Source organism: Micromonospora sp. NPDC049114 (assembly GCF_040648635.1).
Classification (GTDB): domain Bacteria; phylum Actinomycetota; class Actinomycetes; order Mycobacteriales; family Micromonosporaceae; genus Micromonospora.
This window is the reverse complement of sequence record NZ_JBEZEA010000001.1, coordinates 1,159,974-1,183,808: the sequence shown is the minus strand read 5'-3', so window position 1 is coordinate 1,183,808 and position 23,835 is coordinate 1,159,974. Positions and strand designations below refer to the sequence as shown.

Below are 23,835 nucleotides of genomic sequence, written 5' to 3'. Positions count from 1 at the left end.
GGTGGTTGACGTTGGTATTCGCTGGGTGAATAGTGGGCGGGGTGTCCACGCCGCATGTGCTGCTCGGGTTGCTCGCTGGGGGCAGCCGGCACGGGTATGAGCTCAAGCGTGCGCACGACCAGCGGTTGCCGCGGGCTCGGCCGTTGGCCTTCGGGCAGGTCTACGCCACCCTCGGCCGCCTGGAACGGGACGGTCTGGTGGCCACCGCGGGTCAGGACCGCGCCTCCGGGCCCGACCGCACGACGTACGAACTGACCGACGAGGGTCGCTCCACGCTGGACCACTGGCTGTCCGCTGTGGAACCACCGATGCCGTACGTGGCCAGCACGCTCTTCGCCAAGGTGGTGGTGGCGCTGCTGGTCGCCGACGTCGACCGGGCGCGGTCGTACCTGGTGTCCCAGCGCGCGGCGCACACCGCACGGCTGCGGGAGCTGACGGCGGTCAAGACCGACCCGGCCGCCACCCTCAACGACGTGGTCGCGGCCGACTTCGCGATCGCCCATCTCGACGCGGACCTGCGGTGGCTGCACACCACCCTGGGCCGGGTCGCCGACTGGCACCGGGAGGTGCACGCGTGACGCAACTCCAGGCTCGCGGCGTGGTTCGGGCGTACGGCCCGACGCCCGCCCTGCGCGGTGTGACGCTCGACGTGGCCGAGGGCGAGATCGTCGCGGTCACCGGTCCGAGTGGCTGCGGCAAGTCGACCCTGCTGCACTGCCTGGCCGGGATCCTCCGGCCCGACGCGGGCGAGGTCACCTGGCGTGGCCACCGGATCGACACCTGGTCGGAGGCGGCCCGGTCCCGGCTGCGGCGCACCGAGTTCGGCGTGCTGTTCCAGTTCGGGCAGCTGGTCGCCGAGCTGACCGCGGCCGAGAACGTGGCCCTACCCCTGCTCCTCGCCGGCACGGGGCGGCGAGAGGCACGGACGGCGGCCATCACCTGGCTGGAACGGTTCGGGGTGGCCGACCTGGCCGACCTCCGGCCGGGTGAGATGTCCGGCGGTCAGCAGCAGCGGTGCGCCACGGCCCGGGCGCTGGTCACCGAACCGTGGGTGCTCTTCGCCGACGAGCCGACCGGCGCGCTGGACACGCTCACCGGCGAGCAGGTGCTCACCCAGCTGGTCCGGCTCGCCCGCGAGCAGCGCACGGCCGTCGTGCTGGTCACGCACGAGCCCCGGATCGCCGCGTACGCCGATCGGGAGATCGTGCTGCGCGACGGCCTGGTGGACCACACCGGCCTGGGGCTCGACGTGCCGTTGGCGGGCGGCTCCCGGTGAGGCCGGCGACGCTGGTGCGGCTCGCGCTGGCCGGCAACCGGACCGACACGGCACGGGTGGTGCTGACCGCGCTCAGTGCGCTGCTGGCGGCGCTGGCCGGGCTCGCGGCGCTCACCGTGCTGGCCATCCAGAAGCCGGCCGGCGACGCCTGGGCGCAGTCCGAGCAGTACCGCAACGCGCTGCTGCGTGAGCCGGGGCTGCGCGGGGGGACGGCGTTCGCGTTGCTGATGCTGGCCGTGCCGGTGCTGGCGCTGGCCGGTCAGTGCGCCCGGCTCGGGGCGCCGGCCCGGGACCGGCGACTCGCCGCGCTCCGGCTGGCCGGCGCCACCCCCGGTCAGGTCACCCGCCTGGCGGTGCTGGAGACCGGCCTGGCCAGCCTGCTCGGCACCCTCGCCGGGTTGGGCGTCTACCTGGCCGGCCGCGAGCTGCTGCACCGGCCGGACGAGCAGGGTCGGCTGGCCCTGCCCACCGACGTGCTGCCGTCGGCCGGCGCGGCTGTCGCGGTGGTGCTGGGTCTGCCGGTGGTCGCGGCGCTGGCCACCGCCCTGATGCTGCGGACGGTCACGACCAGCCCGCTCGGGATCAGTCGCAAGGCCGCCCGGGAGCGGGGTCCACGCCCCTGGGCCGGGCTGCTGATCGGCCTGGGGCTGGCCTGCTTCGTCGCCGTACGCCCGGTGCTGTCCTGGGTCGACGGGAACCGCTTGGTGCTGGGCTGGCTGGTGCCGCTGCTGTTCCTGGTGGGCGGGCTCACCGCGATGATCGGGGTGGTCATCGGCACCGGTTGGATCTCGCACACCTGCGGACGGTTGCTGCGCCGGCACGCCCGGGGCGCGTCGGCGCTGCTCGCCGCGGGTCGGCTGATGGCGGACCCGTGGGCGGGCAGCCGGACGTTCGCCGCGTTGCTGGCCGCCGTGATCTTCGGTGCCGGCGCGGCGGCGCAGCGCGCCTACTTCGTCGCGCAGGACGAGGCGGAACGGGAACAGAACCGGCTCGCCGGGGTGGACGCGGGCACCAACCCCTTCTACCTGTCGACGATGAATCTGGTCGACGCCGCGGTGGCCGTGGCGGTGCTGATCGCGGCGGGTGGCCTGATCGTCGCGCTGGTCGAGGGGATCGTGGCCCGCCGACGCGCCTACGCCGCGCTGGTCGCCACCGGCGTGCCCCGCAGCACGCTCAGCGCATCGGTTGCCTGGCAGGCGCTCACCCCGGCCGTGCCGGCGATCCTGCTGGCGCTCACCGTGGGCCTGCTGCTCGGCCGGGGGCTCTTTCGCAACATCACCACGAGCGGGTCGTCGGTTGCGGTCTGCGACGCCGGCGCGGCGCTCTGCGACGATCCGGCCACCCGCGACCAGTACACGCGGATCGTGCAGACACCTGGGGTGGAGCGGGCGATCGCCGTACCCCTGGAACAGCTGGCCTGGCTCGGCGCCGGCGCCCTGGCGGCGGTGCTGGTGACGGTCGGCGTCGGCCTGCTCTTCCTCCGGGTGAGCACGGCGGTGGACGAGCTGCGGACGGCCTGACCCGGGGTGGCCCGCCGTGGCCGTCGTCGGGCGGCGTCAGGCGCTGAGCAGGCCGGCGGAGAGCGCGACAAGCGTGCCGACGACGGCCGAGCAGCAGCACACCAGAAGGCCGGCGACCACGGCGAGGATCAGCCAGACGCGACGGTCCCGGGCGAGGACCGCGATGCTCGGCCGGCGGACCTCGTCGGCCGACCCGCCGTCATTCTCCGTTGCCCTGGTCACGCCGGAAGTCTAGGCCGTGACCACTTCGGCTCGGCCCGGACGACGCCTGACCGGTCATGATCGCGCTCGATCCTGGAAACAGTGGCCTCCCGAGCCGTCGAGGGGACTACTTCCAGGATCGAGCGCGATCATGCCAACGTGCGGCGGGGCCGGTCAGGCGCGACCGAGGCGGTCCAGGACCCAGGCGTTGATGAACGCCTCCTCGCGCCAGGCGTCGTAGCGACCGCTTGGGCCACCGTGCCCGGCACCCATCTCGGTCTTGAGCAGGTAGTCGCCCTGCGGCGCGGTCGCCCGCAGCCGCGCGATCCACTTCGCCGGCTCGGAGTAGAGCACGCGCGTGTCGTTGAGGCTGGTCACCGCGAGGATCGCCGGGTAGTCCACCGCCGCGACGTTCTCGTACGGCGTGTACGACTTCATGTACGCGTAGACCTCGGGGTCGTCGAGGGGGTTGCCCCACTCCTCCCACTCGGTGACGGTCAGCGGCAGCGACGGGTCGAGGATCGACGTGAGCGCGTCCACGAACGGCACCTGCGCCACGATCCCCGCGAACGCGTCCGGCGCGAGGTTGGCGACCGCGCCCATCAGCAGGCCGCCGGCCGAGGCGCCCCGGGCGACCAGCCGGTCGCTGGCCGTCCAGCCGGCCTTGACGAGGTGCCGGGCGCAGGCGACGAAGTCGGTGAAGGTGTTCTTCTTGGCCAGCATCTTGCCCTGGTCGTACCAGCGCCGGCCCAGCTCGCCACCGCCACGGATGTGCGCCACCGCGAAGACCACGCCCCGGTCCAGCAGGGACAGGCGGGCCACCGAGAACCATGGGTCCATGCTGGCCTCGTACGAGCCGTAGCCGTACAGCTCGCACGGCGCCGAGCCGTCCCGGGGCGTACCGACCCGACAGACCAGCGAGATCGGCACCCGCGTGCCGTCGTCGGCGAGCGCCCAGTCGCGGTGCTGCTCGTACTCGGCCGGGTCGTACGGCCGACCGTCCGGCCCGGGCAGCACGGGCTTCTGCTTGCGCAGCACCATCTGTCGGGTGACCAGGTCGAAGTCGTACACCGAGTCGGGGGTGACCAGCGAGGAGTAGCGCAGCCGGATCTGCCCCGTGCGGTACTCCGGGTTGGCGTCCAACCCCACGCTGTAGAGCGGCTCGGGGAAGTCGATGTCGTACGAGTCGTCGCTGCCGACCGGCAGCACCCGCAGGCCGGTGAGCCCGTCGGTGCGCAGCGACACCACCAGGTGGTTGGCGAACGCGTCGACCGCCTCCAGGCGGGTGCCGGGGGTGTGCTCGATCAGCGGCACCCAGTCGCCCGGGACGTCCGCCGAGGTGAACGCCAGCGCGAAGTCCTCCGCGCCGTCGTTGTGCAGGATCAGGAAGCGGTGGCCGTGGTGCTCCACGGCGTACTCGACACCCTGCCGGCGGGGCGCGATCACGGCCGGCGCCCCGGTGGGGTTGCCGGCCGGGATCACCAGCACCTCGCTGGTGATCTTGCTGTGGATGTCGATGAGGATGAACTTCTCCGACCGGGTCAGCTCGACGCCCACCCAGAACCGCTCGTCGTCCTCCTGGTGGACCACGACGTCGTCGGCGGCGGCTGAGCCGATGGTGTGCCGCCAGACCTTGTTCGGCCGCCAGGCGTCGTCGACAGTCACGTAGAACAGCACCGAGGCGTCGGCCGACCAGGCGGTGCCGTAGAACGTGTCGGGCACCTCGTCCGGCAGCAGCTCGCCGGTGCTCAGGTCCTTCACGCGCAGGGTGAACCGCTCGTCACCGGAGAAGTCGGTCGAGTACGCCAACCAGCGCCCGTCCGGGCTGACGTCGAACGCGCCAAGCGAGAAGAAGTCGTGCCCCTCGGCCAGCAGGTTACCGTCGAGCAGCACCTCCTCACCGTCGAGCGGTGCGCCGTCCGCGCTGACCGGCGGGTCGGTCTCGCCGTCACGGACCGCGCGTCGGCAGTGCACCCCGTACTGCTGCCCCTCGATCGTCCGGGTGTAGTACCAGTGCCCGCCCTTGCGGGTGGGCACGGACAGGTCCGTCTCCCGGGTCCGCTGACGGGTCTCCTCGAACAGCTCACCCCGCAGGGCGGCTAGATGCGCGGTGCGCTCCTCGGTGAACGCGTTCTCGGCGGTCAGGTAGGCGATCGTCTCCGGGTCGTCCTTGGCGGCGAGCCAGGCGTACTCGTCGACGACCGTGTCGCCGTGGTGGGTGCGCTCGGTGGGCACCCGCTTCGCCGCGGGCGGGGCAGTCTCGGTGGTCACGGCGGCCACGTTACCGGCCGGCTCACCCTGCGTGCCGGACCAGTGGCATCCCGAAGGCCATCACCACGGCTTTCGAACACATGTACGATAGCCGGCATGGCGGCAGCAGCGAGTTCCCTCGGTCGGTCCGGAGCCCTCGAGATCACCCGGCGACTGACGGCGATCTGCGGTCCGCCGTTCGCCCGACTCGCCGGCCCGGCCGACGAGGTTGCCGGGCGTCCGGCCCGCTGGGTGGCGGTGCCCGGTGGCCCGCACGCCGCAGCCGAGGTGCTGCGGCTGGCCGCCGTGCACGACCTGGCGGTGGTGCCCCGAGGCGCCGGCACGAAGATCGACTGGGGTGCCACCCCCACACAGGTCGACATCATGCTCGACACCGGCCGGCTGGCGGGTATCGGCCACGAGCCGGTGGGCGCTCCGGTGGCCGAGGTGGGTGCGGGCACCCCGCTGCGGGCGGTGCAGGCCACTCTGGAGCGCACCGGGCAGCGGCTCGCGATGGACGCCCCGTCGCCGGGCGCGACGCTGGGCGGGGTGCTCGCGGCCGGGGAGGCCGGGCCGCTCCGGCACCGCCACGGCAGCCCGTGCGACCAGCTCCTCGGCGTCCGCTACCTGGGCGCCGACGGTGAATTGGTGAGCGCCGGTGGTGGCGCACCGGGGCTCGACCTGGCCCGCCTGCTCTGCGGCTCGCAGGGCGCCCTCGGCGTGCTCGTCTCGGCGAGCCTGCGGGTGCAGCCGGTGCCGGCCACCCGGCTCTGGGTGTCGCGTCCGGTGTGGACGCCGCTGGAGGTCCACGACCTGGTCCGGGTGATTCTCGCCGCCCGACTCGAGCCGGCGGCCATCGAGCTGGACCTGCCCGGCGGGCCGCCCCGGCCGCGCACCGCCTACCCGCCCGGCCATCCCGCCGCCACCGCCCGCGAGCGCCACCCGTCGATGTCCGGCCGGCCCAGCGCCCCGTCCCGGGCGGGCAGCCTGGTCGTGCTGCTGGAGGGTGGCCCGGCCGAGGTCACCGAGCGCGCTGAGCGGCTGGTCGGGCTGCTGCACGGCGAGGCGACGGTCGCCCACTCCGCCCCGCCGTGGTGGCGGCGTTACCCGTTCGCGCCCGGCGACACGGCGCTGCGCCTGGAGGTGCCGATCAGCGATCTCCACGCCGCCGTCTACGCGCTGCGGGACGCGGCCGGCGCCCCCGTGCCGGTGCGGGGCTCGGCCGGGATGGGCGTGGTGCATGCAGCCCTGCCCGGCGCGGTGGCACCCGACCGGGTGGCGTCCATCCTGGCCGCGGTCCGTGGCGTGCTGCTGGCCCGGCAGGGTCGCTGCGTGGTCGTCTCCGCCCCCGCGGCGGTGCGCCAGGCCGTCGACCTGTGGGGCGAGCTGGCCGGCCTGGCCCGGCTCCGGGCCGCCAAGGAACACCTCGACCCGGAGCACCGCCTCGCCCCCGGCCGCCTCCCCGGCGGCCTGTGACCCGGGATCGGGCGTGTCGGCGTCAGGCCGCGTCGTTGCGCAGCACCAGCACGGCGATGTCGTCCCGGGGCGGCTCGACCGAGAAGTTGATCGCGGCGGCGCGTAGGCGGGCGGCGACCACGTCGGCCGAGTAGCCGGCCAACGGCGCTGCCGCGTCCCGCAGCCGGTCGGTGCCGAACAGCTCCCGGCCGCGCCGCCGCTCGGTGACCCCGTCGGTGTAGAAGATCAGCGAGTCACCCGGGGCGAGGGTGATCTCGGCGGTCGGCGAGGTGATCGTGTCGAGCAGGCCCAGCGCCGTGCCGCCGGTGCCGACGAACCGGGCGCCGCCTCCACCGGCCAGCAGCACCGGCCGGTCGTGCCCCGCGAGGTGCAGGGAGACGTCCAGGCGGTCACCGTCACCCGGCCCGACCGCCGCCAGGGCCAGCGTGCAGTACCGGCCGCCACCCCGCTCGACAAGCGTCTCGTTGAGCCGGGCCAGCGCCTCCGGCAGCGGCTTGCCGTCGCCGACCAGCACCCGGATCACGTCGCGGACCAGTCCGGTGACCGCCGCCGCCTGGACGCCCTTGCCCGAGACGTCCCCGATCACCACGAGCCAGCGCCCGTCGGGCAGCGGCACCACGTCGTAGAAGTCGCCACCCACCTCGGCGTCGTCGCCGGTCGGCACGTACTCGGCGGCGAAGCCGATGCCGTCCACCACGGGCAGGACGGGCGGCAGCAGGGAGTGCTGGAGTGTCTGCGCGACCCGTCGGCGCTCGGCGTGGATGCGGGCGTTCTCGATCGCCAGCGCGGCCCGCCGGGCCACGTCCTCCAGCACCGCCACCTCGTCCGGGTCGTGCCGGTGCCGTTGGTGCCGGCCCACCGCCAGGGTCCCGAGCCGCTGGCCGCGGGCGATCAGCGGGACCGCGAAACCCTCCATCGGCCCGCCCAGCGGGATCTGCGCCGCGCTGCGGGTCGCCTCGCGCAGCCGGGCCTGGATGGAGTCCTGGCCGGTCTCGGCCAGCACCTTGTGCAGTTGCGGCAGCATCGACTCGTCGGCGTGGCTGGCCGCCGCCAGCCGCAGTCGGCCCCACTCGTCGGTGGTGTGCACCGCGCACCACTGGCCGAGGCGGGGCACCACCAACTGCGGGATCAGCGCCATGGTCAGCTCGACGTCCAGCGACTGGGCCAGCAGTTCGCTCGCCTCGGCCAGGAACGTCAACCACGCCTGGCGGCGTACGTCCGCCCGGCGCAGCCGGTCGTTCTCCAGGTGCAGCGACAGGCGCTCGGCGGTGAGCACCGCCAGCGGTCGGGCGTACGCCGACGGCGCGGCGTCCAGCTCCAGCTCCCCGGCGTACGGGCGGTGCACAGTCAGCGGCACCCGGAGCAGCTCGCTGTCGGGGCGGGGCTGCCGGCCGAAACGGGCCAGCAACTGTCGCCCCTGACCGTCGCCCCGGTCCAGTCGGATCGCGCCGCCGGCCGCGCCGACCATCTCGGCGACCCGGCTGAGCAGGCTGGCGGCGAAGTCGGGCAGCGGGTCGTCCGCGTACACGTCGGGGGCGGTCTGCATGAGTTCGCTCATCGCGCCGGCGCTCGGCGCCGAGCTGTCGACGGCCTCGGGGTTGCCGGCCATCGACGTGCCGCCGGAGCTGGCCCCGGCCACCGGCTCGGCGCCGGGACGGTCCAACCGGAACCAGACGCCCTTGCCGGTGGGCAGGTACGTGGTGCCCCAGCGGCTCGCGAAGTGGTCGACGAGGAGCAGTCCGCGACCGCGTACGGAAACCTCGTTGATCTCGGTCGCGTCGTTGCGGGTGCCGACGGTCAGCTCGTCGTTGCCCGAGCTGGGCGCGAAGTCGGAGACGGTCACGGAGAGCCCGACGCCGTCCGCGACGACCTCGATGTCCAGTTCGGTGCCGGCGTGCTCGACGGCGTTGGTGGTCAGCTCGGTGGTGAGCAGCAGCGCCTCGTTGACCAGGTCGTCCAGGTGCGCCTCGGCGAGGACGGAGCGGACGACCGCGCGGGCGGCGGCGGGCGTACGGCGGTCGGCGGGCAGGCGGACACGCCGGACGGCCCCGCTTTCGGCCCCGGCCGTCGCGGCCCCCGCCTCGGCTGACACCCCCGTATCCTCCACCGTTCCCCCGTCGGGTGCCAAGCCGATGCGCGATCGGCGGGGCGGGCCTCGGTCGGCGGAGTGCGGCGGGTGCGTGTCGGCGGGCTGGGCGCGAAAGGCCCGCACCGGTGACGACGGGGCCTGGCAGCGTCCCGCCAACTCGGGGTCGGCCACGCGATCCCTCCGGTGACCAGCGCCACTCGGCGAGGTCTGTGCCGGGTTGGGCGTCGCCGGGGGGATCGCGGAGGCCACCAGGGCCGATCGGCGGGTCGCGCACCCTGGCACTACGGCGCGCGCGGGCACAATATGGGGTGCCGGTGTGTCCGTACGGGCACGGGCCCCCCGAGCTGAGCGAGGAATGATGACCACGGCGAAGCAGTCGGTCGCGGATCCGTCCGCGCCCGACCACGAGGCGCTCCTCGGTGAGTTGACCGAGGCGCTGCGACGGATCGGTCGCGGCGACCTGAAGGTCCGGCTGCCCCGCCGTGCCGGCAAGGCCGGCGAGGTGGCGGACGCCTTCAACGAGGTGGTTTCGCTCCAGGAGCGGCAGTACCTGGACCTGCGGCGGATCAGCCGGATCGTCGGTCGGGACGGCCGGCTCACCGAGCGACTCGACGACGAGGGGCTGGACGGCTCCTGGGCGGAGGGGCAGCGGGCGATCAACTCGCTGATCGACGACCTGGGCCGGCCCACCACCGAGATCGCCCGGGTGATCGTGGCGGTCGCGGACGGCGACCTGTCCCAGCACATGGCGTTGGAGATCGACGGTCGGCCGCTGCGCGGTGAGTACCTGCGCATCGGGCGCACCGTGAACACGATGGTCGACCAGCTGTCGTCGTTCTCCAACGAGGTGACCCGGGTGGCCCGTGAGGTGGGCACCGAGGGCAAGCTGGGCGGCCAGGCCGACGTCCGGGGCGTCGCCGGCACCTGGAAGGACCTCACCGACTCGGTGAACACCATGGCGTCGAACCTGACCGGCCAGGTGCGATCGATCTCGCAGGTGGCGACGGCGGTGGCCAAGGGCGACCTGTCGCAGAAGATCACGGTCGGCGCGCGCGGTGAGGTCGCCGAGCTGGCCGCCACGATGAACTACCTCACCGACACGCTGCGGCTCTTCGCCGAGCAGGTGACCCGGGTGGCCCGCGAGGTGGGCACCGAGGGCAAGCTGGGCGGCCAGGCCGAGGTGCCGAACGTGGCCGGCACCTGGAAGGACCTGACCGACAGCGTCAACTCGATGGCGTCGAACCTGACCGCCCAGGTCCGCAACATCGCGCAGGTCTCCACGGCTGTCGCGCGCGGTGACCTCTCCCAGAAGATCACCGTGGCGGCGCAGGGCGAGATCCTGGAGCTGAAGGACACCGTCAACACGATGGTGGACCAGTTGTCGTCGTTCGCCGACGAGGTGACGCGGGTCGCCCGTGAGGTGGGCATCGAGGGCAAGCTCGGTGGTCAGGCGCAGGTGCGCGGCGTCTCCGGCACCTGGCGGGACCTCACCGAGAACGTCAACCAGCTCGCCGGCAACCTGACCAGCCAGGTCCGCAACATCTCCCAGGTCTCCACCGCAGTGGCGAAGGGTGACCTGTCGCAGAAGATCACCGTCGACGCCCAGGGCGAGATCCTGGAGCTGAAGAACACCGTCAACACCATGGTCGACCAGTTGTCGTCGTTCGCCGACGAGGTGACGCGGGTGGCCCGTGAGGTGGGCACCGAGGGCAACCTGGGCGGTCAGGCGCAGGTGAAGGGTGTCTCCGGCACCTGGCGGGATCTGACCGACAACGTGAACTCGATGGCGTCGAACCTGACCAGCCAGGTCCGCAACATCGCGTCGGTGACCACGGCGGTGGCCAAGGGCGACCTGTCGCAGAAGATCACGGTGGACGCGCGGGGCGAGATCCTGGAGTTGAAGTCGACCGTCAACACGATGGTGGATCAGCTGTCGTCGTTCGCCGACGAGGTGACGCGGGTCGCGCGTGAGGTGGGCACCGAGGGCAAGCTCGGCGGCCAGGCGCAGGTGCGCGGGGTCGCCGGCACCTGGCGGGACCTGACCGACAACGTGAACTCGATGGCGTCGAACCTGACCGCCCAGGTGCGCAACATCGCGCAGGTCTCCACGGCGGTGGCGAAGGGTGACCTGTCGCAGAAGATCACCGTCGACGCGCGGGGCGAGATCCTGGAGCTGAAGTCGACCGTCAACACGATGGTGGATCAGCTGTCGTCGTTCGCCGACGAGGTGACCCGGGTGGCCCGTGAGGTGGGCACCGAGGGCAAGCTGGGCGGCCAGGCGCAGGTCAAGGGCGTCTCCGGCACCTGGCGGGACCTGACCGACAACGTGAACTCCATGGCGTCGAACCTGACCAGCCAGGTCCGCAACATCGCCTCGGTGACCACGGCCGTGGCGAAGGGTGACCTGAGCCAGAAGATCACCGTCGACGCGCAGGGCGAGATCCTGGAACTCAAGTCGACTGTCAACACGATGGTGGATCAGCTGTCGTCGTTCGCCGACGAGGTGACCCGGGTGGCCCGCGAGGTCGGCATCGAGGGCAAGCTGGGCGGTCAGGCCCAGGTGAAGGGTGTCTCCGGCACCTGGCGCGACCTCACCGAGAACGTCAACCAGCTCGCCTCGACCCTGACCACCCAGCTGCGGGCCATCGCCCAGGTGTCCACGTCGGTGACCCGGGGCGACCTGACCCAGCGGATCGCGGTCAAGGCGCAGGGCGAGGTCGCGGAGCTGAAGGACAACATCAACCAGATGATCGTCACCCTCCGGGAGACGACCAAGAAGAACGCCGAGCAGGGCTGGCTGGACTCCAACCTGGCCCGCATCGGTGGGCTCCTGCAGGGCCAGCGGGACCTGGGCGAGGTCTGCCGCATGATCATGATGGAGGTGACCCCGCTGGTCGACGCCCAGCTCGGCGCCTTCTTCCTGGCCGACGACACCGACGGCAGCATGCGGCTGCGGTTGACCTCGTCGTACGGGTACGTGGCGCGCGGGCACGACGTCACCTTCGGCCCGGGTGAGGGGTTGGTCGGTCAGACCGCCCTCTCGCGCCGGACGATCCGGGTCAGCGCCTCCCCGAACAGCCGCCTCACGCTGCGCTCCGGCCTGGCCGAGACACCCCCGTCCGACCTGGTGGTGCTCCCCGTGCTGTTCGAGGGGGAGCTGCTCGGGGTGATCGAGTTCGCCAGCGTGGCCGCGTTCTCCGAGCTGCACCTGTCGTTCCTGGAGCGGCTGGTGCTCACCATCGGCATCGCGGTCAACACCATCCAGGCCAACCGGCGTACGGAGGAGCTGCTGGCCCAGTCGCAGCGGCTCGCGCACGAGTTGCAGGAGCAGTCGGCGGAGTTGCAGCGCACCAACGCCGAGCTGGAGGAGAAGGCCACCCTGCTCTCCGAGCAGAAGGGCAACATCGAGACCAAGAACCGGGAGATCGAGCTGGCCCGGCTGGGCCTGGAGGAGAAGGCGCAGCAGCTCACGCGGGCTTCGGCGTACAAGTCGGAGTTCCTGGCCAACATGAGCCACGAGCTGCGTACGCCGCTGAACTCGCTGCTGCTGCTGGCCCGGCTGCTGGCCGAGAACTCGGAGCAGAACCTCAACCCGAAGCAGATCGAGTTCGCCCGGACCATCCACAGCGCCGGTTCGGACCTGCTCTCGCTGATCGACGACATCCTGGACCTGTCCAAGATCGAGGCCGGCCGGATGGACGTCGAGCCCACCGAGATCCGCTTCGCGGAGATCCGTGGCTACGTGGAGCAGGCGTTCGCGCCGCAGGCCGAGGAGAAGCACCTCGACTTCCAGGTACGGGTCAGCAAGGATCTGCCGCCGGCGTTGGTCACCGATGCGCAGCGGTTGCAGCAGATCCTGCGCAACCTGCTCTCCAACGCGGTGAAGTTCACCGACAACGGCGCGGTGACGTTGCGGATCGCCCCGGCGGCCGAGAACGCGGTCTTCGACGTGCCGGCGCTCACCAACGCCCAGCAGGTGATCGCGTTCACGGTGATCGACACCGGCATCGGCATCTCCGACGACAAACTGTCGATCATCTTCGAGGCGTTCCAGCAGGCGGACGGCACGACCAGCCGTCGCTATGGCGGCACCGGCCTGGGGCTGTCGATCAGCCGTGACCTGGCCCGGCTGATCGGCGGCACCATCACGGTGTCGTCGGCGCCCGGACAGGGTTCGACGTTCACGTTGTTCGTGCCGCAGGTCCTCGCTCCGGACGCGGTGGTCGCGCCCCAGGCGCCGTCACCGCAGCGCGCCGGCCTGCCGTCGTCGCTGCTGATGCCGCCGCTGGAGCTGCTGCCGGCGCGGCCCGAGGCACCGGCCACCCGTCAGCTGGACGGCGCCACAGTGCTGATCGTGGACGACGACGTCCGCAACGTCTTCGCTCTGACCAGCGCGTTGGAGCTGCACGGCATGACCGTGCTGTACTCGGACAACGGGGCGGACGGCGTCCGCCTGCTGGCCGAGCACCCGGAGGTGGACATCGTGCTGATGGACGCCATGATGCCGGACCAGGACGGATACGAGACGACCCGCCAGATTCGCCGTAACCACCGGTTCGCCGATCTTCCGGTCGTCTTCCTGACCGCGAAGGCGATGCCGGGTGACCGCGAGTCCGCGCTGGCGGCCGGCGGAAGCGACTACATCACCAAGCCGGTCGACCTGGACGACCTGATCGAGCTGATGTCGTCCTGGATCAGCGGCGGCCGGACCGAGGAGACTTCGTGACCCAGATGGCCAAGGCGCTGCTCGTGGACGACCGCCGCGAGAATCTGATGGCACTGGAGGCGATCCTGCAGGGCCTTCCGGTGCAGTCGGTGGCCGTGGAGAGCGGCGAGGCGGCGCTCAAGCAGCTGCTGGTGGACGACTTCGCGGTGATCCTGTTGGACGCGCAGATGCCGGACATGGACGGCTTCGAGACGGCCAGCCACATCAAGCGCCGGGAGCGGACCCGGCACGTGCCGATCATCTTCCTCACCGCCGCCGACCGGGACGCCCAGCTCGCGCTCCGGGGCTACCAGGTGGGCGCGGTGGACTACCTGACCAAGCCGTTCGACCCCTGGGTGCTGCGGGCCAAGGTGTCGGTCTTCGTCGAGCTGTGGGTGAAGACCCGGCAGTTGGCCGCCCAGTCGGACCTGGTGCGCGAGCGTGACACGCAGTGGCGGCGGCTCACCGACGCGGTCGACGAGGCGACCACCCTGCTCCGCTCCGACGACGAGGAGTCGCAGAGGCGTGCGGTGGAGCTGCTTGAGCAGGCCCGCTGGGGCAGCTCCGCCTGACCGGGCCGGTCAGCCCTCGCCGGGGCGCAGATGGCCGGTCTGGGCCCGGCGGACCCGCCAGCGTTCGCCCAGCGAGTCAATTTCCTCCTGGACGAAGATGAAGAAGTCGCGCATCTCGGCGACCCGTTCGCCGGCCGGTGTCTCGGGGCCGTTGAGGGCGGCTACTCCGCCCTCGGCTACGTCGATGAACGTCTTGTAGATCGCGGTCTTGGTGATGGTCCCCTCGTACCAGGGGTTCTCCGGCATCCGGTAGCGATCGCGGCGGGACCGGGGGACGGGCTCGCGGATCAGCATGCCGAACTGGGTGAGATAGCGGACCGCGCCGCTGACCGCCGCCGCGCTGACGCCGAGCCGCTCGCCGATCTCGGCGGCGGTCAGGGGGTCGTCGGCGCTCATCACGGTGAACAACACCCGGGCGGCCATCCGTGGGAAGCCGACCTCGGCGAACGTGAGGGCCATCCGTTCGACGAAGAGGTGCACGGGGTCGTGGCCGTCGTCGGCTGCCATGGCGGTCCCTCCCTGCGCGGTTCGTGGGCACCGATGGTGCCCCGACTCTCACTGTCTTCACAACTTTGTGAAACGAGTGTAGCTTCCGATATATGGAAACTCCGATTGAGGTGTCCGGCCTGGTCAAGACCTTCGGCCGGACCCGGGCGCTGGACGGTCTGGACCTGACCGTCCGCGCCGGCGAGGTGCACGGCTTCCTCGGCCCGAACGGCGCCGGCAAGTCGACGGCCATCCGGGCCCTGCTCGGGCTGCTGCGGACGGACGCGGGGGACGTCCGACTGCTCGGCGGCGACCCGTGGCGCGACGCGGTGGCCCTGCACCGCCGGCTGGCGTACGTGCCGGGCGACGTGACGCTCTGGCCCAACCTCTCCGGGGGCGAGGTCATCGACCTGCTCGGCCGGATGCGCGGCGGCCTCGACCCGGCCCGCCGAGCCGAACTGCTCGACTCCTTCGAGCTGGACCCCCGCAAGAAGGGCCGGGCGTACTCCAAGGGCAACCGGCAGAAGGTCGGCCTGGTGGCCGCCCTCGCGTCGGATGTCGAACTGCTCATCCTGGACGAGCCGACCTCCGGCCTGGACCCGCTCATGGAGGAGGTCTTCCAGCACTGGGTGCGCCGGGCCAGGACCGACGGTCGCACGGTGCTGCTCTCCAGCCACATCCTGGCCGAGGTGGAGGCGCTCTGTGACCGGGTGACGATCATCCGCAACGGGCGGGACGTGGAAACCGGCACCCTGAGCGAGCTGCGGCACCTACGACGCACCTCGATCCAGGCCGAAGTGACCGGGTCGGTGGACGGCCTGGGTCAGCTCGGCGGCGTACACGACCTGCGGGTGGACGGGCAGCGGGTGCGCTTCGACGTGGAGGACGCCGCGCTGGACGCCGCGCTGCGCCGGCTCACCGAGATCGGCGTACGCAGCCTGACCAGCCAGCCGCCGACGCTGGAGGAGCTGTTCCTGCGGCACTACCAGGCCGAGCAGGTGCGGTCATGAGCGCCTTCACCGGCACCCGGCACCTGGTGCGGCTGATCCTGCGGCGGGACCGGGTCGTGCTGCCGATCTGGATCCTCCTGCTGGCCGTGCTGCCGGCCAGCTACGCCAGCGCGTACGCCGAGCTGTACCAGACCGCCGACGAGCGGGCCGCGTACCTGGCCAACACGGCGAGCAACCCGTCGATCGTCGCGTTGCTCGGCCCGGTGTTCGGCGACAGCATCGGCGCGCTCACCGTCCAGCGGGCCGGCATCCTGGTGCTGGTCGCCGCGTTGGCCAGCCTGCTGACGGTGGTGCGGCACACCCGCACCGAGGAGGAGGCCGGCCGGCGGGAACTGCTCGGCGCGACGGTCCTCGGCCGGTACGCGGGTCTGACCGCGGCGCTGCTGGTGACGTACGCCGCGAATGTGCTTCTCGGCCTGCTCATCGCCGGCGGCCTGGTCGCCGCGGGTCTGCCCGGTGCGGGCTCGCTGATCTTCGGTGCCGGCCTGGCGCTCACCGGCGTCGCCTTCGCCACTGTCGGCGGTCTCGCCGCGCAGCTCACCGAAAGCGCCGGCGGGGCGCGCGGCATCGGCCTGGGCGTGCTCGGGTTGGCCTTCGTGCTGCGGCTGGCGGGCGACGCCGGAGGGTCCGGCGGCGCCGGTGGAAAGGCCGAGTGGCTGAGCTGGGTCTCGCCGCTGGGCTGGGCGCCCCGGGTGCGGGCCTTCGCCGGTGAGCGCTGGTGGGTGCTCCTGCTGCCGGTGCTGTTCGCCGCGGTGGTCGCGCTCGTCGCGTACCCGATCTCGGTGCGCCGCGACCTCGGCGCGGGGGTGCTGCCGCCACGACTCGGCCCGGCCACCGCGGGTCCGCGGCTGGCCGGTCCGTTCGGCCTGGCCTGGCGGCTGCACCGGGGCCAGTTGCTCGGCTGGACGCTCGGCTTCGGGCTGCTCGGTCTGGTGCTGGGTGGCGCGGCCGACGCGGCCGCCGACGCGGTGCAGGGCAACCAGCAGGTCGCCGACATCCTGGCCCGGTTGGGCGGCACGGCGACGCTTGCCGAGGCGTACCTCGGGAGTTCGTTGAGCCTGACCGCGTTGGCCGCCGCCGGGTACGGCATCCAGGCCGCACTGCGGGCGCGGGCCGAGGAGACCGCCGGGCGGGCCGAGCCGCTGCTCGCCACGGCGGTGAGCCGGTCCCGCTGGCTGGCGGCGCACCTGCTCTTCGCGCTGCTCGGCCCGGTGGTGGTGCTGGCCGTGGCGGGGCTCGCGACCGGGCTGTCGTACGGTCTCAGCGTGGGCGACGTCGGTGGTGAGCTGCTCCGGCTGCTCGGCGTCGGGCTGGCACAGGTGCCGGCGGTGTGGGTGCTCGCCGGGCTCGCCGCGCTGCTGGTGGGCTGGCTGCCCCGGTTCTCCTCGGCGGCCTGGGCCGTGCTCGCCGGCTGCCTGCTGCTCGGTCAGATCGGCGCGGTGCTGAAGCTGAGCCAGTGGGCGCTGGACGTCTCCCCGTTCACGCACACCCCCCAGGTCCTGGGCGACAACTGGACGGCCACCCCCCTGGTGGCCCTCACGGTGATCACCGCAGCCCTCCTGGCCCTGGCCCTGCGCACCTTCCAAACCCGCGACATCCCCACCCAGTAACCGACCCCCGGCCCCGACCCGAGTTGATCATGAAGTTATTGCCGACAAATGGGACAGAATTTGCCAATAACTTCATGGTCAACCCCGGGAACCGGCGGGAGGTGGGGCCGGGTGGGGGTCAGCCGGTTGGTTGGTCGTTGCGGATCATCAGGGCGCTGCGCAGGCCGGTGATGTCCAGGACGCGGATCAGGAAGTCGCCGACGTGGGTGAGCATCAGCAGGCTCTGCGCGTGACTGGCCTTGCGGCTGAGCACCACGAGCGTGCCCAGGCCCTGCGAGTCGCAGAAGGTGACGCCGCCGAGATCGAGCACGATCCGCGGGGGCGGATCGGCCAGCACCTCGTTGACGACGGTGCTGAGCTGGGCGGCCGTGAGCATGTCGATCTCACCGGCCAGGCGCAGCACTGCTTCGTCGCCCGTCCGGTGTAGCGTGATGGACAGTTCGGCACGATCCACCCGGTCAGCCTAGCGCGATCCAGCTGACCCGGCCTGTTGAGGCCGCGAGCCGCCGGCCGGCAGGTGTCGGGGCTGGTGACGGGCGCCGGCAGCGGGTGAGCCTGGTAACCCCGGCCCGGGGTGGCTGCTGGTTGACCGTCCGTCGCTGACACAATGGCGGCATCGTGACCGACATCGTTTCCGCCGGAAGAGGCCGTTACCCGGCCGACGCGCCGGCTTCCGAGGCCCTGTTCGACCGCGCCCGCGCCATCGTGCCGGGCGGGGTCAACTCCCCCGTGCGCGCCTTCCAGGCGGTCGGCGGCACCCCACGTTTCATGGTCCGTGGCGAGGGCCCGTGGCTGTACGACGCCGACGGTCGCCGCTACGTCGACCTGGTCTGCTCGTGGGGTCCGCTGATCCTCGGGCACGCCCACCCGGAGGTGGTGGAGGCCGTGCAGGCCGCCGCCGCCCGGGGCACCAGCTTCGGCACGCCCACCCCGGGTGAGGTGGAGCTGGCCGCCGAGATCGTCGACCGGACGCCGGTTGAGCAGGTACGCCTGGTCAACTCCGGTACCGAGGCCACCATGTCGGCGATCCGGCTGGCTCGCGGCTTCACCGGCCGTTCCAAGATCGTCAAGTTCGCCGGTTGCTACCACGGCCATGTCGACGCGCTGCTCGCCTCCGCCGGCTCCGGCGTGGCGACCCTGGGCCTGCCCGACTCGCCCGGCGTGACCGGCGCGGCGGCCAGCGAGACGATCGTGCTGCCGTACAACGACATCCGGGCCGTCGAGGAGGCGTTCGCCGCCGAGGGCCCGCACATCGCCGCGGTGATCACCGAGGCCGCCGCCGGCAACATGGGCGTGGTCGCCCCCCGCGACGGGTTCAACCAGCAGCTAGCCCGGATCGCGCACGCGCACGGCGCCCTGCTGGTGGTCGACGAGGTGATGACCGGGTTCCGGGTCTCCCGCGCCGGGTGGCACGGCCTCGACCCCTCCGACGCCGACCTGTGGACGTACGGCAAGGTCATGGGTGGTGGCCTGCCCGCCGCGGCCTTCGGTGGCCGCGCGGACATCATGGCGCGGCTGGCCCCGGCCGGCCCGGTCTACCAGGCCGGCACGCTCTCCGGTAACCCCCTCGCGTGCGCCGCCGGCCTGGCCACGCTGCGTCTCGCCGACGACGCGCTGTACCAGCGCCTCGACGACACGGCCGCCGTCGTGGGCAAGCTCGCGTCCGACGCGCTGGCCGCCGCCGGGGTCCCGCACCGGCTGTCGTACGCGGGCAGCATGTTCTCGATCTTCTTCACCGACGCCGATGTGGTCGACTACGACAGCGCCCGCACCCAGCAGGTGCCGGCGTTCAAGGCGTTCTTCCACGCGATGCTCGCCGCCGGCGTCTACCTGCCGCCGAGCGCGTTCGAGTCGTGGTTCGTGTCGGCGGCGCTCGACGACGCCGCTCTGGAGCACATCGCCGCAGCGCTGCCCACGGCGGCGAACGCGGCGGCGGCGGCTGGTCACGGGGGGTCGTAAACGGTGAGCAAGACGGTGGTCCACGTGCTCCGGCACGGCGAGGTGCACAACCCCGACCAGATCCTGTACGGGCGGCTGCCCGGTTTCCGCCTGTCCGAGCTGGGCGTGCAGATGGCCAAGGCCGCCGCGCAGGGGCTGGCCGATCGGGAGATCGTGCACGTGGTGGCCAGTCCGCTGGAGCGCGCCCAGCAGACCGCCGAGCCGATCGCCGCCCAGTTCGGGCTGCCGGTCGGGGTGGACGAGCGGCTGATCGAGAGCGCCAACTGGTTCGAGGGCAAGAAGGTCTCCCCGGGTGACGGGTCGTTCCGCGACCCGCGCAACTGGTGGGTGCTGCGCGACCCGGTGACGCCGTCCTGGGGTGAGGCGTACCGGGTGATCGCCGAGCGGATGTTCGCCGCCGTGCACGCCGCCCGGGTCGCCGCCGAGGGCCGCGAGGCCGTGCTGGTGTCGCACCAGCTCCCGATCTGGACGCTGCGCCGCCACGTCGAACGCAAGCGGCTGTGGCACGACCCGCGCAAGCGGCAGTGCGGGCTGGCGAGCCTCACCTCGTTCCACTTCGACGGCGCGAAGGTGGTCGGCATCGGCTACAGCGAGCCGGCCGCGCACCTCATCGCCCTCTCCGCGACAGCCCGGACGGCCAAGGGGGCCTGATGACCGCCCGGAGGTGGACCGCGGGTCTGCTCGCCGCCGTCGCAGCGGTGGCGCTGGTGGGCTGCACGTCGTCGAAGGGGCAGGAGAAGACCTGCTCGACCACCTCCGACGGCATCATCGAGTGCGCACCGGACCAGCGTTCGGCCCCTCCGAAACTCGCCGGTGAGCTGCTCACCGGCGGCACCTACGACGTCAACCAGGCCCGCGGCCAGGTCGTGGTGGTCAACTTCTGGGGCTCCTGGTGCGCGCCGTGCCGCGCCGAGGCCGACGACCTGGAAGCCACCTACCAGGCCACCAAGGGCTCCGGGGTGAGCTTCCTCGGCATCAACGTGCAGGACCAGCGGGACAAGGCCAAGGCGTTCGAGGAGGGCCGGGTCACCTATCCGAGCCTCTTCGACCCGTCCAGCCGTCTGGCACTCGACCTGGACATCCCGCCGAACACCGTCCCGGCGACAGTGGTGCTCGACCGGGAGGGCCGGGTCGCGGTGGTGATCCGCGCCGCCGTCAAGCAGGAGGGCCTGCAACCGATCGTCGAGCGGGTCGCGGCCGAGAAGCCGGCGCCGAACTGATGGGTGAGACCTTCAAGGAGTTGGCCCAGAGCGGGCCGCTGGTGCTCGCGATCGGCGCGGCGGCGCTCGCCGGGCTGGTCAGCTTCCTCTCCCCGTGCGTGCTCCCGCTGGTCCCCGGCTACCTGTCGTACGTCACCGGTCTGGCCGGCGCCGACCTGGAGGGCCGCCGCCCGGTGACAGCTCCCGCGCCCGCCGAGACGACCGGCGGGGGTGTCGCGGTCCGGGAGCGGACGGCGCCGTCGGCGGCGGTCAAGGGTCGGGTGCTCGCCGGCACCCTGCTCTTCATCGCCGGCTTCACTGTCGTCTTCGTCGCCACCGCGATCCTCTTCGCCGGCATCGGTCGGGTCTTCTTCGACTACAAGCGCGAACTCCAGATCGGCATCGGCGCGCTGATCACCGTGCTCGGCCTGGGCTACCTCGGCATGATCCCCGCCCTGCAACGTGAGTTCCGGATCTCCCGGCTGCCGTCCGCCGGCCTGCTCGGCGCACCCGTGTTCGGTGCGGTCTTCGCGCTCAGCTGGGTGCCGTGCACCGGTCCGACCCTCGGCGCGGTGATGGGCATGGCCGCCACCAGTGGTCAGAGCGACCGCGCGGTGGTGCTCGCCGTGGCGTACTGCCTCGGGTTGGGGATACCGTTCGTCGTCTTCGGGCTGGGCTTCCAGCGCCTGCTCGGAGTCTTCCGTGCCATCCGGCGCAACAGCCGCTGGGTCACCCGGGTCGGCGGCGCCCTGCTCATCCTGATCGGCCTGGCGCTGGTCACCGGCGGATGGCAGAGCTTCGTGATCTGGTTGCAGACCACCGTCGGGGTGGGCGAGGTGAGCATCTGATGACTGTCGTCGACGACCGACCGGAGGCCGAGGCCCCGGCGCCCCGGCGCCGGCCCAACCGGCTGCTGGCCCTGCTGCGCAACTCGTGGCGGCAGCTCACCAGCATGCGTACGGCGCTGATCCTGCTCTTCCTGCTGGCCATCGCCGCGATTCCCGGTTCGGTGCTGCCGCAGCGGGGGATCAGCCCGGAGAAGGTCAACCAGTACTTCGTCGACCACCCGGACTGGGCCCCCCGACTGGACCGGATCGGCGCGTTCCAGGTCTTCGGTTCGGTCTGGTTCTCCGCGATCTACCTGCTGCTGTTCACGTCGCTGATCGGCTGCATCACGCCCCGGCTGCGCGACCACGTCCGGGCGCTCCGGTCCCGGCCACCTGTCGCGCCGAAGCAGCTGGCGCGGCTGCCGCAGCACGCCGTGCTGCAGGCCCCCGCCGGTGGCGCGGCCGCCGTCGCCGAGGTGTTGCGCAAGCGACGCTGGCGGGTCGAGGTCCGCGGCGACGAGGTCTCCGCCGAGAAGGGCTATCTCAAGGAGACCGGCAACCTGCTGTTCCACACCTCGCTGATCGCGGTGCTGATCGGTGTCGCGCTCGGCTCGTGGTACGGCTGGAGCGGCAACCGCCTGCTCGTGGCCGGCGCGGACAACGCGTTCTGCAACACCCGCCAGCAGTACGCCGAGGCCAAGCTCGGCCCCCGCGTCGACAGCGGGGACCTGCCCCGCTTCTGCCTGCGGCTGGACGACTTCCAGGCCCGGTTCCTGCCGTCCGGCCAGCCGGAGTACTTCAACGCCCGGGTGACCGTCGACGGTCCGGACGAGCCGACCCGTAGCGCGGACTTCTCGGTGAACTCACCACTGCGACTCGCCGACGCGAGCGTCTACCTGCTCGGTCACGGGTACGCCCCGGTGATCCGCTACACCGACCGGTTCGGCAACAGCCAGGTCAGTGACGAGCCGTTCCTGACCACCGGCGACATGGGCCTGACCAGCGAGGGACTGGCGGCCTTCCCGGACGCGAACGTCGACCCGGCCACCGGCAAGCGGACCCCTGGTGAGCAGATGGCGTTCACCGGCATCTACCTGCCCACCGCGCCGCAGCAGGCCCCGTTCGTCCGCTCGGAGTACCCGACCGAGCGCAACCCGGCGCTGAACCTGGTCGCCTACCGGGGCAACCTCGGCCTGGACGCCGGCATCCCCGGCTCGGTCTACCAGCTCGACCAGCGGCAGGTGCGCAACGGCAAGGTCAAGGAGATCGGCAGCAAGCTGCTGCGCAAGGGCGAGAAGTGGACGCTGGATGACGGCACGACAGTCGAGTTCCTGGGCACCGAGCGGTACGTGACGCTCTCCGTCCGGCACGACCCGGGCTCGACGCCGCTGCTGGTGAGCTGCGGCGCGCTGCTGGTCGGGCTGATGGGCTCGCTGTTCGGCCGGCGCCGCCGGGTGTTCTTCCGGGTGGCACCGGCCGACCCGGCGAATGGATCTCCGACGGGCGGTAGTAGCTTGATGGAGGCCGGTGGGTTGCCACGCACCGACTATCCAGGGTTCGCCGACGAGTTCGCCCAGCTCGTCACCGCTGTGAGCGGTGCCGACGGGGCTGCCGAGCGGGCCGGCACCGACGCTGACTCCAGCGACCGGGCCGGTGTGCGAGAAGGGACCGAGTGATGTCCGCGCTCTCCGACAATCTGGTGACCTTCGCGATCCTGACGTACCTGGTCGCGATGATCAGTCACGCCGTCGAGTACGCGCTGGGCAACGCGCGTACCCGGGTCGCCGTGGCGTCGCCCGCCCGCGAGCTGGTGGGGGCGGGGGTCGGCGGTGGCGGCGGCGTCCTCCCGGAGCCGCCCGCGCCGGTCCCACCGACTGCCGACGGCGCGGCGCGTCGGGCCCGGATCGCCGGCCTGGTCGCGGTGGCTGCCACCGCGCTGGCCGCCGTGCTGCACCTCGCGGCGCTGGTCACGCGGGGTCTGGCCGCCGACCGGATGCCCTGGGGCAACATGTACGAGTTCGTGCTCACGGTGACGTTCATCGGGGTCGCGGCCTGGCTCGTGGTGCTCTGGAAGCGGCCGTCGCTGCGCAAGCTCGGGCTGTTCCTGACCCTGGTGATGGTGCTGCTGGTGGCCACCGCCGAGCTGGTCCTGTACGTGCCGATCGTGCCGCTGGTGCCAGCCCTGAACTCGTACTGGTTCGTCATCCACGTCTCGACGATCGTCTTCGCGTCCGGCATCTTCCTGCTCGGCGCGGTGCCGGCGGTCGGCTTCCTGATGCGCAACGGGTACGAGCAGGGCAAGCGGAGCTTCCCGTACACCCTGGCGAAGCGGCTGCCGCCCGCGGTCAGTCTGGAACGGCTCACCTTCACGCTGCACGCGTTCGCGTTCCCGATCTTCACGTTCGCGGTCATCGCCGGCGCGATCTGGGCCGAGGCGGCCTGGGGTCGGCCGTGGGGCTGGGACCCGAAGGAGACCTGGGCGTTCATCTCCTGGGTCGTCTACGCCGGCTACCTGCACGCTCGCGCCACGCCGAGCGTGAAGCGCAACGTGGCCACCTGGATCGCGGTGCTCGGCTTCCTCACCATGCTGATGAACCTGTTCGGCGTGAACATCTTCTTCACCGGCCTGCACTCGTACGGTGGGCTGAACTGACA

The 23,835-nt window shown here is 72.2% G+C and carries 19 protein-coding genes; 14 read left to right on the top strand and 5 right to left on the bottom strand.

What is annotated here, in order from left to right; all coding sequences use genetic code 11:
• The first annotated feature begins 41 nt into the window (after positions 1–41).
• The 3 genes from AB0B39_RS05605 to AB0B39_RS05595 are packed head-to-tail and all read left to right on the top strand — an operon-like array spanning position 42 to position 2,796.
• A complete protein-coding gene (locus AB0B39_RS05605) occupies positions 42–578 on the top strand; it encodes a PadR family transcriptional regulator (protein WP_234587799.1) in 537 nt (178 codons plus the stop codon).
• Positions 575–1,276: an ABC transporter ATP-binding protein gene (locus AB0B39_RS05600; protein WP_234587798.1), complete on the top strand. Its 702-nt coding sequence runs from the start codon at positions 575–577 to the stop codon at positions 1,274–1,276. The genes AB0B39_RS05605 and AB0B39_RS05600 overlap by 4 nt, the downstream gene beginning before the upstream one ends.
• Positions 1,273–2,796: an FtsX-like permease family protein gene (locus AB0B39_RS05595; protein ID WP_357573580.1), complete on the top strand. Its 1,524-nt coding sequence runs from the start codon at positions 1,273–1,275 to the stop codon at positions 2,794–2,796. The genes AB0B39_RS05600 and AB0B39_RS05595 overlap by 4 nt, the downstream gene beginning before the upstream one ends.
• 36 nt (positions 2,797–2,832) lie before the next feature.
• On the opposite strand, the gene AB0B39_RS05590 is transcribed toward AB0B39_RS05595, so the two are convergent.
• The gene (locus tag AB0B39_RS05590; RefSeq protein WP_357573579.1) at positions 2,833–3,018 is read right to left on the bottom strand and encodes a hypothetical protein; all 186 of its coding nucleotides are present in this window, start codon (positions 3,016–3,018) and stop codon (positions 2,833–2,835) included.
• Positions 3,019–3,171: 153 nt separating this feature from the next.
• Positions 3,172–5,268, bottom strand: a complete 2,097-nt coding sequence (locus AB0B39_RS05585; RefSeq protein ID WP_357491300.1) for a S9 family peptidase — start codon at positions 5,266–5,268, stop codon at positions 3,172–3,174.
• A 96-nt stretch (positions 5,269–5,364) separates the two neighbouring features.
• Here AB0B39_RS05585 and AB0B39_RS05580 point away from each other — a divergent pair, with 96 nt between their 5' ends.
• Complete coding sequence (locus tag AB0B39_RS05580) at positions 5,365–6,723, top strand: FAD-binding oxidoreductase (protein WP_357491298.1); 1,359 nt, start codon at positions 5,365–5,367, stop codon at positions 6,721–6,723.
• A 22-nt stretch (positions 6,724–6,745) separates the two neighbouring features.
• On the opposite strand, the gene AB0B39_RS05575 is transcribed toward AB0B39_RS05580, so the two are convergent.
• Positions 6,746–8,815: a SpoIIE family protein phosphatase gene (locus tag AB0B39_RS05575; RefSeq protein WP_357491296.1), complete on the bottom strand. Its 2,070-nt coding sequence runs from the start codon at positions 8,813–8,815 to the stop codon at positions 6,746–6,748.
• 355 nt (positions 8,816–9,170) lie between these two features.
• Between AB0B39_RS05575 and AB0B39_RS05570 the strand changes: the two genes are divergently transcribed.
• The gene (locus AB0B39_RS05570; protein WP_357491294.1) at positions 9,171–13,538 is read left to right on the top strand and encodes a HAMP domain-containing protein; all 4,368 of its coding nucleotides are present in this window, start codon (positions 9,171–9,173) and stop codon (positions 13,536–13,538) included.
• Positions 13,535–14,089, top strand: coding sequence for a response regulator (locus AB0B39_RS05565; protein WP_357491292.1), 555 nt, complete (start codon positions 13,535–13,537; stop codon positions 14,087–14,089). Before AB0B39_RS05570 ends, AB0B39_RS05565 begins: the two co-directional genes overlap by 4 nt.
• 9 nt (positions 14,090–14,098) lie before the next feature.
• On the opposite strand, the gene AB0B39_RS05560 is transcribed toward AB0B39_RS05565, so the two are convergent.
• Positions 14,099–14,596 carry a helix-turn-helix domain-containing protein gene (locus AB0B39_RS05560; protein WP_234587782.1) on the bottom strand — a complete coding sequence of 166 codons (498 nt, stop codon included), beginning with the start codon at positions 14,594–14,596 and terminating at the stop codon, positions 14,099–14,101.
• A gap of 92 nt (positions 14,597–14,688) precedes the next feature.
• Between AB0B39_RS05560 and AB0B39_RS05555 the strand changes: the two genes are divergently transcribed.
• Entirely contained in the window at positions 14,689–15,585 is an 897-nt protein-coding gene (locus AB0B39_RS05555) for an ABC transporter ATP-binding protein (protein ID WP_357573578.1), read from the top strand.
• A complete protein-coding gene (locus tag AB0B39_RS05550) occupies positions 15,582–17,195 on the top strand; it encodes an ABC transporter permease (protein WP_357573577.1) in 1,614 nt (537 codons plus the stop codon). Before AB0B39_RS05555 ends, AB0B39_RS05550 begins: the two co-directional genes overlap by 4 nt.
• A gap of 118 nt (positions 17,196–17,313) precedes the next feature.
• Here the strand turns inward: AB0B39_RS05550 and AB0B39_RS05545 are convergent, their stop codons facing one another.
• Positions 17,314–17,649 carry an STAS domain-containing protein gene (locus tag AB0B39_RS05545; protein WP_007454492.1) on the bottom strand — a complete coding sequence of 112 codons (336 nt, stop codon included), beginning with the start codon at positions 17,647–17,649 and terminating at the stop codon, positions 17,314–17,316.
• Positions 17,650–17,813: 164 nt separating this feature from the next.
• Between AB0B39_RS05545 and hemL the strand changes: the two genes are divergently transcribed.
• Genes hemL through ccsB form a run of 6 tightly spaced genes read left to right on the top strand, consistent with a single transcriptional unit; the run spans position 17,814 to position 23,833 of the window.
• A complete protein-coding gene (hemL, locus tag AB0B39_RS05540; RefSeq protein ID WP_357491285.1) occupies positions 17,814–19,154 on the top strand; it encodes a glutamate-1-semialdehyde 2,1-aminomutase in 1,341 nt (446 codons plus the stop codon).
• Between the two features lie 3 nt (positions 19,155–19,157).
• The gene (locus AB0B39_RS05535; protein ID WP_234587777.1) at positions 19,158–19,805 is read left to right on the top strand and encodes a histidine phosphatase family protein; all 648 of its coding nucleotides are present in this window, start codon (positions 19,158–19,160) and stop codon (positions 19,803–19,805) included.
• Complete coding sequence (locus tag AB0B39_RS05530; protein WP_357573576.1) at positions 19,805–20,374, top strand: TlpA disulfide reductase family protein; 570 nt, start codon at positions 19,805–19,807, stop codon at positions 20,372–20,374. Before AB0B39_RS05535 ends, AB0B39_RS05530 begins: the two co-directional genes overlap by 1 nt.
• A complete protein-coding gene (locus AB0B39_RS05525; RefSeq protein WP_357573575.1) occupies positions 20,374–21,201 on the top strand; it encodes a cytochrome c biogenesis protein CcdA in 828 nt (275 codons plus the stop codon). Before AB0B39_RS05530 ends, AB0B39_RS05525 begins: the two co-directional genes overlap by 1 nt.
• On the top strand, positions 21,201–22,856 hold the full coding sequence (locus AB0B39_RS05520) for a cytochrome c biogenesis protein ResB (protein WP_357573574.1): 1,656 nt from the start codon (positions 21,201–21,203) through the stop codon (positions 22,854–22,856). The genes AB0B39_RS05525 and AB0B39_RS05520 overlap by 1 nt, the downstream gene beginning before the upstream one ends.
• Positions 22,856–23,833, top strand: a complete 978-nt coding sequence (gene ccsB, locus AB0B39_RS05515) for a c-type cytochrome biogenesis protein CcsB (protein WP_357573573.1) — start codon at positions 22,856–22,858, stop codon at positions 23,831–23,833. Before AB0B39_RS05520 ends, ccsB begins: the two co-directional genes overlap by 1 nt.
• Positions 23,834–23,835 lie beyond the last annotated feature (2 nt).